The sequence below is a fragment of the Paenibacillus sp. FSL R5-0486 genome (assembly GCF_037975155.1).
Classification (GTDB): Bacteria; Bacillota; Bacilli; order Paenibacillales; family Paenibacillaceae; genus Paenibacillus; species Paenibacillus amylolyticus.
The window spans coordinates 1,172,311-1,188,867 of the sequence record NZ_CP150237.1; the positions used below are offsets into that span (position 1 = coordinate 1,172,311).

General features: G+C 35.6%; 10 protein-coding genes. 8 read left to right on the forward strand and 2 right to left on the reverse strand.

Annotation, left to right across the window (positions count from 1 at the left end; translation table 11 throughout):
- Positions 1 to 3 precede the first annotated feature (3 nt).
- Positions 4 to 264: a helix-turn-helix transcriptional regulator gene (locus MKY01_RS05205; RefSeq protein WP_339285703.1), complete on the reverse strand. Its 261-nt coding sequence runs from the start codon at positions 262 to 264 to the stop codon at positions 4 to 6.
- A gap of 290 nt (positions 265 to 554) precedes the next feature.
- Here MKY01_RS05205 and MKY01_RS05210 point away from each other — a divergent pair, with 290 nt between their 5' ends.
- The 6 genes from MKY01_RS05210 (at position 555) to MKY01_RS05235 (ending at position 14,629) form a co-directional block, all read left to right on the forward strand.
- Positions 555 to 1,442 carry a DUF4007 family protein gene (locus MKY01_RS05210; RefSeq protein WP_339285705.1) on the forward strand — a complete coding sequence of 296 codons (888 nt, stop codon included), beginning with the start codon at positions 555 to 557 and terminating at the stop codon, positions 1,440 to 1,442.
- A 2-nt stretch (positions 1,443 to 1,444) separates the two neighbouring features.
- The gene (locus tag MKY01_RS05215) at positions 1,445 to 4,915 is read left to right on the forward strand and encodes a hypothetical protein (RefSeq protein WP_339285707.1); all 3,471 of its coding nucleotides are present in this window, start codon (positions 1,445 to 1,447) and stop codon (positions 4,913 to 4,915) included.
- Positions 4,916 to 4,919: 4 nt separating this feature from the next.
- Positions 4,920 to 5,795, forward strand: coding sequence for a hypothetical protein (locus MKY01_RS05220; RefSeq protein WP_339285709.1), 876 nt, complete (start codon positions 4,920 to 4,922; stop codon positions 5,793 to 5,795).
- Between the two features lie 134 nt (positions 5,796 to 5,929).
- A complete protein-coding gene (locus tag MKY01_RS05225) occupies positions 5,930 to 7,774 on the forward strand; it encodes a hypothetical protein (RefSeq protein ID WP_339285711.1) in 1,845 nt (614 codons plus the stop codon).
- Positions 7,764 to 9,308: a hypothetical protein gene (locus MKY01_RS05230; RefSeq protein ID WP_339285713.1), complete on the forward strand. Its 1,545-nt coding sequence runs from the start codon at positions 7,764 to 7,766 to the stop codon at positions 9,306 to 9,308. Before MKY01_RS05225 ends, MKY01_RS05230 begins: the two co-directional genes overlap by 11 nt.
- Positions 9,305 to 14,629 carry an FtsK/SpoIIIE domain-containing protein gene (locus tag MKY01_RS05235; RefSeq protein ID WP_339285715.1) on the forward strand — a complete coding sequence of 1,775 codons (5,325 nt, stop codon included), beginning with the start codon at positions 9,305 to 9,307 and terminating at the stop codon, positions 14,627 to 14,629. Before MKY01_RS05230 ends, MKY01_RS05235 begins: the two co-directional genes overlap by 4 nt.
- A 346-nt stretch (positions 14,630 to 14,975) precedes the next feature.
- Here the strand turns inward: MKY01_RS05235 and MKY01_RS05240 are convergent, their stop codons facing one another.
- Complete coding sequence (locus tag MKY01_RS05240; protein ID WP_339285718.1) at positions 14,976 to 15,344, reverse strand: helix-turn-helix domain-containing protein; 369 nt, start codon at positions 15,342 to 15,344, stop codon at positions 14,976 to 14,978.
- A 145-nt stretch (positions 15,345 to 15,489) separates the two neighbouring features.
- On the opposite strand from MKY01_RS05240, the gene MKY01_RS05245 reads away from it, so the two are divergent.
- Positions 15,490 to 16,005: a HEPN domain-containing protein gene (locus tag MKY01_RS05245; RefSeq protein WP_339285720.1), complete on the forward strand. Its 516-nt coding sequence runs from the start codon at positions 15,490 to 15,492 to the stop codon at positions 16,003 to 16,005.
- A gap of 148 nt (positions 16,006 to 16,153) precedes the next feature.
- The gene (locus MKY01_RS05250; RefSeq protein WP_339285722.1) at positions 16,154 to 16,426 is read left to right on the forward strand and encodes a hypothetical protein; all 273 of its coding nucleotides are present in this window, start codon (positions 16,154 to 16,156) and stop codon (positions 16,424 to 16,426) included.
- The last annotated feature ends 131 nt before the right edge of the window (positions 16,427 to 16,557 follow it).

The following is a 16,557-nucleotide window of genomic DNA, read 5'->3' on the forward strand; positions in this document are numbered from 1 at the left end:
CCATCACATAGATTGATGGTTGTTTTCTTGTTTTTTTTTGTATAATGATTCATCGAATAAGTAGAATAATTCATGGGGATTAAGTTTAAGAGCTGTTGTTAAAGCCAGAATTTTAGATAAAGAAGGGTTTTTGTGACCTCGTTCTATTTCGCTTACATACGATCTGTCCATATCAGCCTTCAAAGCCAAGCTTTCTTGGCTGATATTAAGTTCCAACCGTCTATTTCTGATTATTTCCCCAAAGATGACTAGTTCGATTTCCAAGAGCACAGCTCCTTTAATTTGACTAATATTCAACCTATCATAAAAATCTTACGGAAATTATGTCAACAGGTTATAGCCTACAAAGATAGAGAGTGATATAATTTTGATGTCTATAACCCACAATAATAGAAAGGTGTGAAAGATGCTTTCCAAAAGAAACGTAATCAAAATTGGTCGGTTCAAGAATGTATGTTCCTATTAGATGTTGTCTATGTTGGCTGAACTAGTGTATAATCATCCCTGGAAGGTATTAACCAGGGATGAATCCCACTTGAAAGGAAGTATCATTCATGGCATACGCAAGACATCAAAGTTTCTACATGAGAGATAAATGGCTTAGTAAGGGTTTGAAATCAGTAGAAGATAATAGTCGTTTCTTTTACAATGATGATTCTTTTGAAAAAATTGGCCTTGGTAAAAATATGGTTGAAGCCTTAAAATATTGGCTTTTTGCTTTTGGAGTTATAGAAGAGAATATTGAAGAAGGTTTGAAAGTACATTCTCTTACAAGTTTAGGACATTTGATCTATCAGTTCGATAGAGTTTTGCAACATAACGTTACTTTATCAATCTTACATTATAAATTAATTTGTAATGATAATGATCAATCTACAGTATTTGATTGGTTTTTTAATACCTATAAGGAAACAGCTTTTAAAAAAGTAGACTTAAATTCTTCATTTGAAACTTGGGTTTCTTTGAATGAGACTAAAGAAATCTCTGATAAATCATTAAAAAGAGATATTGATTGTTTGATTCAATTTTATACAAAGCAGCCGAACGAACTTGATCCTGAAGATGTAACGTTCAGCCCGTTTTCGAAATTACAACTGTTAAAAATTGAATCTTCAGTTAGTGAAAGAGAAACCATAAAAAAAGTTTCTCCTGATCTTGAAACTATAGGCGTTAATGCTCTGTATTTTGTACTTCTTGATTACTGTCATAAAAACAAGATCGAATTAGTGAGTATAAATGAGATTGTTAACGAAAAGTATTTGTGGGGTACTACATATAATTTGTCTCGGAACAAGATTATAGAGGCTTTAAATGTGCTAACTAATCATGACAAGTATCCCGTACAATACGTTCGAACTAACAATTTAGATTATATAAAAGTTGCTAAGATAGAGCCAATGGATTTTCTGAATGATGAACTTGGCAAGAGAGTGGTGTTGTAAATATGACTTTTAAAACTAGTGTTAACATTAAGTTTGATATAGGCAATACTGAATTCATTAAGAGGTATATATCCACCCCATCTCATGCAGAGGCTATTAATGGGATTATTGAAGGTTTTACTAAAGAAGATGCAAATCGAGCGCATATTTTGGTTGGCCCGTATGGAACAGGGAAATCATTATTAGCAAATATAATTGCAGGTATGGTTTCTAAATCAGTATCTTCAGAGGATGTCAATTCACTTGTTAATAAATTCATACAAGTAGATGATAGTACCGCTCATTATATAAGTGAGGCATCTCAATTAGAGCGTCGCTATCTTCCTATTATACTAAGTGGGAACGAAGGACGGTTTAGACAATCCATACTTTCAAATTTACTAAAAAAGCTACATGAAGAAAACATACATGTAACCTTACCTGGAGTAAGTACAAAGGTAATTGAAACGATTACTAGTTGGAAGCAAAGTTTTCCTGAGACATATAATTTGTTCCATACCAGATTACTTTCGGAAGGTAAAGAAATTGAACCTTGGATTACAGAAATAAATAAACAAAATGAGGAAGAGATCTCCTACTTTTCTGAATTATACTCTCAATTGACTTCTGGTGCTTCTTTTGACATTGATTACAATCAAAGTTTTATAACTCAAATAGAATATGTTTTAAGAATACTACACGAGAATAATATTGGTGTTTTCATTGTATATGATGAGTTCGCGCGATTCTTACAGGGACTAAATGATTCAAAATTTAATGAGGCTATGCAAGATATACAAGATCTCGCTGAGATAGCCAACCGCAATGAGTTAATACATCTATTGCTTGTTACACATAAAGGTCTTCGTCAGTATTTTAGTGGTTTAGGCGAAGAAGCAATCAGTGAATTTCAACGTATTGAGAAGAGGTTTAGACAATATTTCATTAAGAACGATCAAGCTACGTTTCTTCGTTTGGCTGAAATTGTTATATCTGAAAATTTAGAACATAAGCCTAAAATTAGTGAAGAGTTGTTTAAATATAGCCGCGACAAATTAAGAGAATATCCTTTATACCCAAGCTTAAACCAGACAGAAAAGGAAAAATTGATCTTGAAGGGAATGTTTCCCTTACACCCAGTCTCTCTATTTATGTTGCCACAGTTGACGAGTATATTTGGACAAAACGAAAGAACATTATTTACTTTCTTGGAAAGTCAAGATAGTGGTGGGTTCCAAAATCACATAAATAAAACGGATAACTATTATTTGCCGCATCAATTATTTGATTACTTTTTCCCTGATTCGAGAGATATAACTTCCGAGGAATTATCTGGACACTTTTTACTGTTGAAAAAGGCTATCGCGAGAATCCCAAGTGATCTTTTACAACAAGAGTTAGCTATAAATTTAATAAAGTTCGTATCACTTTGGAATATCTGTGGACTACAGTCTGAAGTAAGATTAACAGATGATTTGATGTCATTTGTATTTACTGGAAATCATGCAGACTTAGAATCAGTTATTCAAATATTAAGTGATAATAAAATACTCAGATACAATAGAGTGAGTAATTACTGGGAGTTGTTTGCAGGTAATTCTGTTAATCTCCAGGAAAGAATAGAGTCAGACAAATCTACTTTTCAAATTAATGGAAAAATACAAAAAGAAATATTGTTCAGAAATTTAAGTAAAAAATATTACTTTCCTCAACAATATAATGATACTAAAGGTATGACACGGTTTGCTTTAGTACAGTTCGTATGTGACTTAGATATTCCAGATTACAGGAATATAGTTGGACAACAAGCCGCTGACCTTAATATTCAATATCTATTGCTGGGGTCTGAATATCATAACAATGAAAAATTTGATGAGATTTTGGAGATAAGTAAAGAGAATGGTACCCTCTTATACTTACATTCTAAGCCCGTAGTCGTTATTCAAGAGGAACTAAAGAACATTTTTGTATTAGAGCAACTTTTAAAAAATAAAACATTTATTGAAGAAGACAAAGGTATTAAAGAAGAGATAAGTATTCTGCTTAATGAATCAAAATTTATGGTTTCTAATTACTTGGATGAAATAGATACCTTTTCAAAAGATTCATGGTACTACAACGGTGAAAAGTTGAGCTTTATAAACGATGTGGCGTTGGGTGATTTCCTGTCACAAAAATGCCATGAATTATTTAGATATACACCTGTCATTCTAAATGATTCGTTTAACAGAACTGTAATATCATCCCCCCAGAAAAATGGTGCTATTAAATTAATTGATTTAATGATAGAGAAACCCCGTGTTGAAAGATTTGGCATTGAGGGTAATGGCCCTGAGTATAGTATATACGCGTCAGTGTTTAAAAATAATGGGCGCTTTGACTTGAATATAAACAATGCCGAGTTTCAAAATATTAAATACGAGCCCTATGCTGTTCTAAGACAGCGATTAATAGAATTATTGGATCGTAAGCCGTATGGTGATTTTAAAGATATTATTAATTTGTTTACAGACTCGCCTTTTGGGATCAGAAAACCAGTTGTACCAGTTTTGTTAGTGGCGATGTTAAGTGATAGGCTAAGTGAATTTATGTTGTATAGCAATGAAATGTTTGTACCAGGGCTTAATGGAAATAAACTTTTTGAAATCATCGTAGAAATAGGAGCAGGTCAATATCAGTATAAGTATGAAAGAATTGATGAAAAGCATATTGATTTCTACAGGAAAATCGAAGTGGAGTTTTTCAATTCTATAGAAGGAAGACTTGTTAATAAATCTCGGACTATTTTTATCGCTGGTACATTACTAAAGTGGTATAGGACTTTACCGAGGTATACGCAGCTATCAAACAGTGTGGACGATCAATTTAGTTGGTTTAGAGAGTGTATCCGTCGCTCTGAAATTAGTCCACAAGAAAGTATGAAAATGCTGTTTGAAAAATTTTACGATGACTTCGATAATATGGTTGCTTTAAAAGCTTATGGAGAGAGTCACATTAATGTAATAGGGAAACAAATCGAAGATGATATTATTTCTATTATAGGAGTAAACAATATCGATGAGCTCTCTGAGTGGCTTGGTAAACAAGATTTGAATGAAATTCCAAGAAACAAACTATTAAATTCTTTGAAGAGAGCCCTACACAACGAAAGCGAACTCGAATCTGGATGGTTCATACGTTTCGTAGAAATGTATGTAGGTGTACGGCTTGAAGATTGGTCTGATGCCACATATGATATTCTTATCAATCAATTGAACCAAGATATTTTAGCGCATGATTCCAACGAAGATATAATAAAAACGAATGAAGGAATTCCAGTACAGATTGGTCATAGTAAAAAAATAATAAATGAAGTAGACTTATCTGTTAAATCTAAAGTAATGTATGATAATTTAGATAGGCTAATTAGTGTTACAAAAAAGAGTGTTTCTCGGCAAGAATTAGAATTCGTAGTATATAAAATATTTGAAAAATATGTAAGTGACATGGAGTGAGGAAATGGACGAAAATAAAAAAAGAAAAGTCCATGTGGCTATGTTCAGTGGTGGAGCAGGAAGTGCGTACGTAGCACATCATATGGTTCAAACTTATGGCAAAGAAAATTGTGTTTTGTTTTTTACAAACACTTTGTGGGAAGATGAAGATAACTATCGATTTATGCAAGAGGTAGCTGACTATATAGGGATAGAAATAACCCAGAGGATTGATGGAAGAACACCAGAAGAGGTATTTCATGAGACACGCTTTCTAGGAAATGCGAGACTAGCGAAATGTTCTGAAGAACTAAAAGTAAGACAAACAATTATATTTTTGGAAGATGAACTTAGAAATGAACAAGATGTAGAGCCTGTTCTTTATTTTGGCATAGGTCCTCACGAGAGTCATCGAGCAGACAATTTAAAGGATTTTTATAGTCATTTCCCCTTGGAGCCTATAGAAACTAGATTTCCCTTAATTGAACTTTTCAGAGAAGACTTAGACGCAAAAGGTATTATTCAAGAAGAGTGGGGAATTAAACTCCCAAGAATGTATACTATTGCTGAACAGTTAGCAGAAGAAGATAATGAGAATGCTAAGATATTGCTTAAACACAATATAAAAGGTTTTTCTCATGCGAATTGTGCGGGAAAATGCGTTAGGGGTGGCTTCCAACACTATGCTATACTTTATGCTATCTGGCCGGAACGTTATAAAGAACAGGAAGAGATGGAAGAACGTTTTAGAGATTCTTTTAAGAAAAATGTCTCGATCCTCAAGAAGAATGCTGGCCCCTACACATTAAAAGAGTTTAGGGAAAAGTTAGAATCAGAGGGATTTGAAAAGTATCTATTTCAAGAGGATGCTGATATTCCTTGTGTTTGTTCATTTTCATAATAGCACCTAAGTCTGGTTATTATACTACCAGACTTTTTTGTTTTCTTATAATGTTAGATTCTTGTATAAAAAGGGAATTCATTTATAATAAATGTAGAGCAAAAGTAGTGATTTTTAGGAAGGAGTAGTACATAATGACTATTATACGATCTGAATGGATCAGTTTTTTGCGGCAGTATGGTCCAATACCACGTAATGATAATATGTATGATGAGGCAATTCATAGGATAATTAGGCGGAAAAAAATAGATCCAATAATTGTTGAATCTGTTTATCTAAGTGAACTTGTTGAAAATTTTAAATCTTCTAATCCAAAGTCTGTAATTCTAACGGGTACGGCCGGGGACGGTAAAACATATAACTGTAGGGAAGTTTGGTTGTCGTTAAACGGTTCGCTACAAACTTGGCAAAATGACGATAAAATAAAAGAAGTATTACTTCCAAGCTCCAAGAAATTATATATTGTAAAAGATCTAAGCGAACTGAGAGATGAGGAAAGAGAAATCTTAAAGTTATTTGTTAATTCTGTTCTTAATTCTAATGATAGCAACGTTTTTTTAATTGCTGCGAATGACGGGCAATTGATTGAAGCGTGGAAACATATTAATTCTGACCATGAGACAGAGCGTGTAAAACAATGCGTAGAGGATTTGCTTGTTTCTGAGCTGAAAGAAATGGTTGGTTATCATTTAAAGTTATACAATCTTAGTCAAATAAGCGCGGCGACTCTTTTTCCACAAATCGTAGATGTGGTACTAGAACATCCAGGATGGAACGATTGTAATAACTGTTCTTTAAAAGAAACAGATGAAACGGATAAAAAGTGTCCCATTTGGGAAAATCGTAAAAGACTTAAAGGTTTCAAGGGGGACAAACTAATCCGTTCAAGAGTTACTGATCTGTTAGAGTTATGTGAACTAAATGGTGTACACCTTCCAATTAGACAATTGCTTCTTCTAGTATCAAATCTGCTGTTGGGTCACCCAGAGGCTAAAGATCGACTGATGTCATGCTTTGATGCGGTAAAAATAGTGGATGATAATAAAACATCGCTTGCAAGTATTTATCGCAATGTTCTAGGTGAGAACCTCACAGAAAGACGTCGTGAGTCAACAGATGTATTTGCTACATTAAGTAGATTTGGAATAGGTTATGAAACAAGCAATACCATTGATAATATTTTAATTTTTGGAGAAGATGATCCTGATCTCAATATGTACTATGAGGAACTCGTACTTAATGATTTATACTATGGTGCTGACCAAAGATTTCGCGCGAATCAGAAGGATTATTTAGAAGGTGTTATAGATAGTGGTGAGAGTTTTTTAAACTCGCTTCAATCTCAGAGACAAAGATTGTTCTTTGTAATTCCAAGAGAAAAAGAGGAAGAACTCAAACTTTGGCATCTCACAACCTTTCAATATGCCGGTGAATTTTTATCTGACGTGTACAGAGTGGCAGCTAAAAATGGAAAAGTTATGTCAAAGATAACTTCGAGAATTTCTCAAGGGTTAAATCGGATTTTTACTGGGTTATTAGCAAAGAACAATGACGAACTGATATTAGCGACATCCGGTAGCCACTCACAGGCTAAAGTTAGTAGAATTTTTGAAGAAAGAATTTCTGTTCCTAAAAAGCGCGGTGAAAATGTGCAAATTAGAATGAACGATATTGGAAAGCTTGTAGTTGAAGTGAAATTATCACCTTCAATTGCTCCTGTAGAATTGCCGTTAACATTAGTTCGATATGAGTTTTTGTCAAGGGTTGCAGAAGGAGCTTTGCCCGGCAGCTTTTCACGAGAATGTTATGAGGATATCCTTGGTTTTAAGAGTAAACTCCTGAAAAAATTGGAACTCCGTCGTAAATTGGATGAAGAAGATATCGTTGATGAAAGTGATCTTTCATTTAGGGTTATCTGGCTTAATCAGGATGGATTGATAGACGATAAAATCGTAGAGGTAAACTACAATGAAGAATAGACTCCCCCGTCCAACTCAAATTGATTCAGATATGTGGGTCGATGAAGCTATTTGGGGACATCGCTTATACGATGAGCAAACTCCATGGCTATGTTTTTTGGAATTTTTAAATGTTCTTCAAGCTGAACTAGATAAAGGAAGAGCATTTGTTGAAGTTGAGCCTAATAAGTTGGCTTATTTGCCCCAATCAAGACTATATTTGCGAAACATTTTGTTTAATAACCCTCAATTAACATTAATAGCTAGCAGATATAAATATGATAATAAAGAAGCATGGTCACAATGGTACGAAGTGATGGGAAAGGGGCAGGCTGGAATTGTAAATGCAGATTTTTCGTATTTAGAGAGGAGTTTTCCTAAATTTGAAGATTTTTCTTTAGTGGTTCAATTTCTAAGAGAGACAACTATAGAAGGAGATAACAATAAACGATGGAGTTCTCAATTTATTTTTCCATATGGACCCAAATGCCTGTACGAAGATCTAAAGGTTAAAGAAAATAAGACTCCCACAAATGACAGAAGATTTTTCGGTAGAACGGGCGAACTTTTATACTTGATGTTGACGAGAAGCGGAAAAGGCCCTAGATTACTTGAAAACTTACAAAAAAGTGTTTTAAACCCAGCTAATAAATTTAATCGTCTCGTAGCTGCATTAGAACCTACTGAAACAGTAAACTCATCTACTGTGAAGCCAGGGGGCTATTTACCTTATTTATCTCTACCAGAATATCAAGCGCTTGCAGATGATTGGTTGAGTTTATTAGAGAGTGACATTCCGAACTATGATGCAATACCTCACCTTGTTAATATAACAGGGTTGCACATGATTATATATAGTTTAAACCGGGCAAAGACTGTATTAGAGGATGACCAAAAGTTAACATTTATATTAGAGATCGTATCACCTAAGAAAACAATTGTCCGGGAGCTATCATCTGATTCATTTACAGAGCACAATAATTTCTCGCGGAAGACAATAGAAGTTTATATTAGACAGATTGTTCATACAGAAGAGTGGAGACAAATAACAGATATTAGTGAAGCAATTTCTTTGTTGAAAAATGTATATTCATGGCCTAAAGACAATAAAGAAAGTGAAATAGAGTCTGCAAATTCGCCTGAAGACGTGATAAATAAATTTGTATCTGCTGCTATAAACAGACATAAACAGCACGTCGATAAGTTTCATAGTATTTGGGGTAAGGAGATTGGACTTTCTTCCAGAAGAGGCTCAAGGAGGCTTAGATACGCTCCTCAAGATACACTATTAAAATCTTTAGTATTATGTGTTGTTCCGAAAAGAATGGAATTTCAAGACTTCTTAGAAAAGTTGTATGAGAAATACGGATTCATTATTGGTGATAAGCAAGCACTCGCCCTTACGGAAGCTGGTAGAGCAGATTTAGAAGCTTTTTCTGACAATGCAAGACGGCTCGAACAACGACTTGCTAGTATGGGATTATTACGGAGATTGTCTGATGCTTGTGCATATGTTGAAAATCCCTTCGGCATTCAGGAGGAAATAAATAAATGAATCAACTAGAATTAATTGGTCAAGTAGCAACAGAGTATCTACGTCGTCAGTTACACAATAGCCAATCTGAAGAAGGTATAGCACGTTTCTTATTGGATAGACTTACAGGCGATCAGGTGTCGTATATCTGTAAAACAATTAATCAGGATGTGTCACTTTCATCAACATTGGCCATTAAAGTTCCTAGGAAACTAGTTGAAGACAGTGGTTTACCTACTGAAATGGTTACGGATGAGAAGACCACATTTTGGAGAAATGCTTCATGTAATAAACCTGCTATTTTGCTAGCTAATACAAATGATGATCAAGGGCAATCTCTAAGAGATATTGCAAGAGTTGGGGCGGGTGATTTAAAGAGTCAACATGAAATTTGGGTTCAGGTAGCAAGCAAAAATCTACCTTTAAGTGATGATCAAAAATGGTATTGGGAACAAGCCTTAAAAGGGCTACAGCAAGCGAATGAGTGTAGCCTAGAGGAATTTAGTGAATTTATAGTAAAGGTTCGTGAAACAATTTACGAAGACAGTGTCCCTGTAGTACGAGCACTTGGTTGGGCTTTGCCAGCTCTTCGTATTCCTCGTGACTCATTTTATTTCGATGCTATTCCTGAAAAAGCATTAGGTCACGCTAATCGATGGAAGAAAATGTTTGTAGATGCATATACCAAAAGATCCTGTTATTTATATAAGCAACATCCGAATCGACAAATTATTGAAAATAGTGATATTCGGACATCTTACGATAAGGTGAAAAGCCAAATTGATCCATCCGTTCAACCCATTATGGAGTTGTTCATTGAGTCTGCTATCAATTGGTCTACTGCTGCAGAAAATCTTGCAGAGTTAGAATGGGAGTCTGATAAAGTAAATTTGTTATTTTTTGAGTTAAAGCCAATGAAAATAGATTTGGCTGAAAAAACTTGCCAACTTTATGAAGATGAGTTTCCCGAAACTCTTACGGAAGATGAATTTACCTATTTGAATGATTTCAAAGAACGGTTTAAAAAACGGCAAGTAAAGGAAGCCACAGAGGAAGATAAGGATTTTTACGATAAGCATCGACAAAATTTAGAAACAGATAAGGCTTTAAAAGCTGAGTGGGATCGGTTTGTTTATGGTAAAGCGATTGAATGCACTGACTTCTTAGTTGGACTATTAGAGGCAACTGAGAGGCTTTTTGCACAGTGTGATAGTTCTACCGGGGAAAAGAAACTGAGAATTCGAACCCAGAAGACAACTAGTAGAAAGTCTTGGTTGGAAATAAATGAAGATGTTGGTTTGTTTTTTTGCAATGCATATAGAGGCTTAGAAAAGCTAACAAATGATTGGCAAGTGACTTGGGATACGTATAATTTATTTGAGTACGATCACTTAGTTTCAGAGTCAAAACAGAGAAAAAATTACAAAAAAAACATATCAACTGCTAAATCTGCTATTCAAATTGGATTTTATCTCGAGTTAACTTATCAAGACTTGCAAGGGGCTAAGCAAAAAAATGAAATTAAGCTTATTTGGCAAGGTAATCCATTAGAGATTGGTCTTGAATTGTATGATGATCTGAGAAGATTAGCCGAGAATCCGTTTTCCTATTCAACCGTTTCACAAAATCCTGTAAGTAAAAAGGGGAAACTTCAAGGACTATCTTTGAGTGATGTAGGTACAATACAAGCGGTGTTTGGTCAGAATAGGGGATCGTTAGTTGGGGTATACAATAAAACGACGGACTTAGAAAAGTTACTCTTAAAAAATTTGAAAAGTTCACTTGAAGAAGAGAGGATCTCGCAAAAGGACTACGCTGTGCTTATAGAAGTATGGACAGAATTCTCGAAGATATATAGACAATCTATCAGTAATTGGCTGAAGGATGGTATCAGCTCTGATTCGATGATTAAACAAAGTGTGTTGTATGATAAATTCTTACATACTCTTCAAGAACACGCGTTGGGAGATTTGAATCGGATTAATATAATGCAACCTATTATGAGTATTGGGAATGTTAGGGTCGACGGGGATAAGAACAAACCAATGACTATAGTAGCTCCATGGCACCCGATGCGTATGGCGGAAAAATCTGTGAAAGCTCGACAAGTTATTGGACTAATTAATTATGTATTAACTACAGATCAAGTAGACTTTGGAGATCAACGATTATTCTTTACAGACCTTAAAGAAGAAATTTTAAGTCCTTACTATCCGGAGGTAGCGGTCGGTTATAAGGGACAGGAACCGGTGCTTCTTGCAATTACGGATTCTAAAAATGATTATACCTTAATGGAATACCCAGTACGTGAAGAAGATGATACACAGACTAATGAAGACCCTAAAGAAGCAAGTAATAAGCTGCTGAATCTTGTTGAACGTTATTTAGATTTACAACCTCATGAAAAAACCAATTTAAGTATAGTATTGTACAATTGTGACTCTACGAGACTACCTGAAACTATTGTGAATTCAATTGCTACGATGCATGAGGCAGAGGATGAAGTTCGTTGTCAAGTTATATTAAGACATCGTGACACGAATAAATTAAATGAATTGTACATGAAAATGATTGAGAATACGGATAGTGATGCGGATTCTTTTGTGGCAAGTGAAGTGACTCGTGACTTTATGGCCCGTTTGCGTGTGGGTGTAATGGCACATGAAGCTACCTCATTAGATACAAAAGAAGGAAAACCAGCCGATATCGTTTTTCTTCAAGACGTGATTTCAAGACAAGCTAGTCTTGAATGGGATGAAGTAGAGATTAGGCAGATTCCAGAGCTTCTCAATCATTACCCTCCTCGATGGGCGAGAAGAAGATCCACGGGCAAGGATGAGCTGAAATCTACCGTATACCTAACGTGTCCGAGTCAACCTTCTGTAGGATGGTCGTATCTTTCGGCAGTTTATTCTGTAGTAAGAGGTAAGGATGTTGCTCCAGGAAGATACTTCTTACCTGCGAGACAGATATCCTTTCAAAATGAAAAAGTTAAAGCTATTTTCGATGAGGCACATAAGTTAGGTGAATGGGTCGTAAACTATGACGAACTACTAGAACGCAGACAACTAAAGAATCTAGGAGTTAAAGTGATAAAATACCAACACAACAAATCTCACGGTTCTAACATAGTTGTCTCATCAAAATCGCAACTAAACTTGCTTAATGTACTAGTGAAAAGAAGACTGTCCGCTTTAAATCTTGGTTTAGCAGATATTGAGCTAGTTGAGCTTACTGATCGCTTCATCGAGGATGCCAATTCAATCTCAGGTGATATCGTACTTCGTGCTGCAAAGCGTGGCGTATTTGCAGGTGAGTTAATTGGAGTGGTGTTAAGTAAAGCGATCCTCCAGTCTGAGATGGAGAAAGAACAAACGGCAGGTTGGTTTTTCTTAGATGATTACGCAACTTGGCTTGGACAAAAAGAGGAACAGATTGCAGATATATTAGCTCTGGCACCTAAATTGATTGATAATAGGAAGCAACTACAGGTATTTATATCTGAGGCGAAGTATGTCGATGCAAAGGGTGTATCTGAAGCGAAAAAGAATTCTTCAAAGCAGTTACGTGATACTGTATCTAGAATGGAAAATGCACTTTTTGGTGATCCAGGAAGGCTTGACCGCGATTTATGGTTATCAAGATTAAGCGATATGTTGAATGATGGTATTGAACTACCTCCTGGGTCCCCATTTAATGTTGAAGAGTTAAGAGAGGGTATTCGTAATGGAGAGGTTCCTATTGAGATTAAGGGATATTCGCATGTATTCTTATCCACTTTGCCTAATATTGCACTGGACAGCGAAAGAGTTCCTATTACTAATTCTAAAAAAAGCTACCAGGAAGTGTTTACTAGGGATTTAGTAAGAGAATTAGTATTGGCATATCACAAAGGAGAGTCTTTTATCTCAATTCGTGAGAAATTGGATGATAGTAAGCCTTGGGAACTAACCGAAGCCAAGCTACCCGCTCCGAGAATCAATTATGTTGCTGCTAGTAATAATGATAACATTTCGAATCAAGGTGTTGTCCGTGATAACTCAGAAGTTGAGAAAATGGAAAGAAGTTCTGAGGAATCCTCGGCGAATACTGATGAGGGTAATAAAGATGCTAACCAAGTAGAAATGAATAATCTAGATAATTTACCAGATGAAAAAAAATCAGTTGTTGGAAGTAAAGCTGATATATCATGGGCAAGTCCTCAATTAGCTAATTGGATTCAGCAAAATTCCCAAAATACTGAAGAAAATAGTGAAGATCAAGCGTGGATTAATGAAATGGTAAATAAACTAAGGCTGGCACTAATAAGTTATAATTTGCAAGCGAAGGTTACTGGCAGTCGGTTAACGCCAAACGCTATAGTAATAAGATTAAAAGGCTCGGATCAATTAAAGGTTGATGATATCGAGAAAAGAAGATCTATACTTCTTACTACGCATGCAATTGACGTAATTAATATCATGGCTCAACCAGGAGAAATTGTTGTTTCTTTGGCCCGACCAAATAGGCAAAGTATTTCGTTGGCTGATGTATGGAAGATAAGAAAGGTACAGAATAATGCATCCGGTCTAAACATGAGTTATGTCATTGGTGTTAAAGAAATTGATGGTGAGCTTCTTTATTTGAATCTAGGTGGAGAGTTTGAAGGTGGAGCCCAACATGCACCACATACCCTTATTGCTGGTGCAACGGGCAGTGGTAAGTCAGTTTTGCTCCAAAACCTTATACTAGACATCTGTATGACTAATAGCAAGGCCATGGCGCAAATTTATTTAATTGACCCTAAGTACGGTGTTGATTATATGCATCTTGCTGATCTGCCTCATCTTGTTGAGGGTATTATTGATGATCAGGGTAAAGCTACGCAGGTACTTGAAGACCTTGTCGTAGAGATGAATGATAGATATCAGAAGTTTAAAGAAAGTAAAGTGAGCAATTTAATAGACTATAATGCCAAAGTATTGGACGGAGAAAAGCTTCCTCTTATCTTCTTAATTCACGATGAGTTCGCAGAATGGATGCTTGTTGATGAATATAAGAGCGCAGTGTCTTCTATTGTTCAACGTTTAGGAGTAAAGGCTCGTGCTGCAGGAATACATTTGATTTTCGCGGCTCAGCGGCCAGACGCAAACGTGCTGCCAGTTCAGTTAAGAGATAATCTAGGAAATCGGTTAATATTGAGAGTTGAAAGTGTGGGGACCTCCGAGATTTCATTAGGTGAAAAGGGCGCGGAGAAACTACTTGGAAAAGGACATTTGGCGGCAAGGCTTCAGGGGGAAAGTGGACTTATATTTGGACAAGTTCCTTTTATTGACTTAAGTAAGCTCCCATTATTACTATAATTTTCTAACTCCACCGTCATTAGACGGTGGAGTTTTTGCCTAATTAACATGTGAGGATATGTTAAGGGCAATCATCAGAACAAGAATAGATATTTAGGGTGGTTTCCCCACAATATCTATTCTTGTTCTCGTCTAAAAAATATAATGTAATCATATTAGAATTTTTGCACGGATAAACCTCAGAATGAGAGAGAAAACTAGGGGGAATTTATAATGGATATGATAGATGGTTCAGTATGTAGAAAAAAAAATCAGATAACAATAGTGGTTTGAATCCAAATCAATAAAGTTAAGGATAATTGTTTATCATCATGTGACTTGATAAAGTTTGAAGACAAGCCTTAATTTATTTCACTTTATTTCTTCTTCCCTTAGAACCCTGCAATATTTCTTTTAAAATATTCCTAGATAAATAGATATTATCTGAAGAAGCCCCTCTTAGCATATCAACTATTTCTTGGATCATGATATCTGTCTCGGTATTCTCAATCTCACCATTCACATAAGCGAAAAGTTGAGAAACATTAACCTCCAACGCCTCTGCAATTTTACCGAGATTCACTAAAGATATATTCTTTTCTCCACGTTCAACCTGTCCAATGTATGTAAAATGAAATCCACCTTTTTCTCCGAGCGCCTCTTGGGAAAGTCCCTTCTCTTTTCTTAAAACCTTGATTCGAGCACCGACCAAATTTAAAATTTCTCTGTCTTCCATTATATGCACCCCCTCTATTTAAAAGTGTAGACAAGATTTCGGAGGCTAAACATGACTATTTAGATCGTATAATTTTATATAAATTATATCTTTGAGTATTTATTATGCTGTATAATAATGGTATTAACTCTTTGGAGGGATGACAATGGCAAAAAAATGGTCAATTACCGAAGCGTACTCTGTTCACCAAGTAGATTTTACCCCACGTTTGCAAGACCATGATATCTCCACACAACCTAGATCCAAACATATTCCTGCTTACCATATGCTACGTACCACAATAATGGCCTATCACCAACATGCTAAGTATCATTTGAAACTTGCCGTCATCATGTGTAATCACAATCAGTTTAAAGCCTGCCTAATTCTATGTGATTGGGCTCTAGCCTCCATGATTAAGGCGCTTTATATCCATAAGTATCATTCAACACATGCACCCAAGGAACTCACGATGAACGAAATTTTGCCTCTAGTGCATAGGGACACTGAACCCGGATTGGATATCGCTTTGTTCATCGGTACGATGCAACATATGTCATCCCTAGCGGATTACCCACATGACCAGCCAATAGAACTGGACAACATTGAAAAGCTTCTTCAACGAACAGAAGAGATATTGGACGAGTTAGCCACTCGATTGGAGGATGATTCAACAGAGTAAGATTTATTTTTTTAAGTGGCTTCTCAGGGTTAAATGCTTGATTAATCTATGTTACGCTTACAAGATGACATCATCCAAATAAAGGATATATGATGCAGAGAAAACAAAGGAAGCTCTTTGCTTTGCATCTGGAAAGTAGGTGTACATTTTGAAAAGAGTGATTGCTATCGCGTTTTTTATATTATCTATATTGGAATTGGTCACTTTAATCCTAATTGGTAAAAGTATGATGAATGGGTATATGGAACCGAGTACGTTTAGAGAGATGATTACATTCCCGCTATTCGCTGCGTACCTCTCGATCTGGATGTTCTTTTCACGGCAAGAGTTTACCGGAGGACGAGTCGCGGGACAGATCAGTTTGACAGCGGCATTGTTGACTTTGTGCCCATTGGTGTGTTTATGGATTGTTTTCTATTAAATAAAGAGATTAAGAAGATTTCCTTTGAATTAGGACCTATGAAGTACGTTGTTGGAAATATTGTTATGGTGAGAAAGGAAAAATCAGGATGTTAGAAGGATGTATATACATCAAGCTTCTGCTAACATGGT